The sequence below is a fragment of the Desulfonatronum sp. SC1 genome (assembly GCF_003046795.1).
GTDB lineage: Bacteria > Desulfobacterota > Desulfovibrionia > Desulfovibrionales > Desulfonatronaceae > Desulfonatronum.
In genome coordinates this window covers 1-901 of record NZ_PZKN01000076.1, presented here as the reverse complement: position 1 = coordinate 901, position 901 = coordinate 1, and the positions used below count along the sequence as shown (strand labels likewise).

General features: G+C 52.2%; 1 pseudogene. It reads left to right on the top strand.

Annotated elements, in window-relative coordinates:
• Positions 1–12: 12 nt before the first annotated feature.
• Positions 13–901, top strand: a pseudogene (locus tag C6366_RS18380) (transposase); the annotation flags it as partial.

Below are 901 nucleotides of genomic sequence, written 5' to 3'. Positions count from 1 at the left end.
TTGGACAAGGGCATGAATTCCGAAGACGGCATGGCAGTCATTGACGCCATGGACGGCGTGCATTTCGTGACCAGCTACTCGACGTACTTTGCCGAGGAGCTTGTACATGTCGACAGGGAAAAATTTATCGTTGTGGATACTGAAAAAAATCGGCGACTTCGTGAGCTCGGCAGAGAGGACGATCAATTGACTGCTTGGCGGAGCACCGGGGAATATTGGGGGCAGACGCGCACGGTGATCGTGACCTACAACCCCCTGACCGCCTCCAAGCAACGGTATAAATTTGAAAAGAAAATGCGAACACTCCAATCGGCTTTATACGAAATCCGATCAAAGGTTCGTTCCAGGTCTGCCCAGTGGCGCAACGAAGACACGATCAAGGAGCGCTACCGAAACATTTGCCGGGATCTGTATCTTCCAGACAGCCTTTACGATCTGAGTTTCGCCGTGAAAAGTGGAGGCTTGGTCATGAGCTTTCGCAAAAATTATTATCGAATCGAGCGACATATTGACAGGTTCGGAAAGAATGTGCTGATCACGGACAGAATGGATTGGAGCACTGATGAGATTGTCAGGGCCAGCCTGGACAGGTACATGGTGGAGCAAAGCTTTCGCCAAACCAAGGACCATGACTTGGTCAACATGAGACCCATGCGGCACTGGACGGACAGCAAAATCCGTTGCCACATCCTGTGCTGCATTGTTGCTCTCTCCTATCTGCGTCTCTTGGAATTACGATTGGCCAAGGCTGGGCTGAAGCTCTCCGCTGCCACAACAATGCAGCAGATGCGCACACTCCATTCATGTCTTTGTTGGAATGCCGGGGCACGAAAAGCGACCCGCAAGCTTGAGGAACCAAGCGACGCCCAGGCCCAGATACTGAAGGCCATGGGCTACGGAG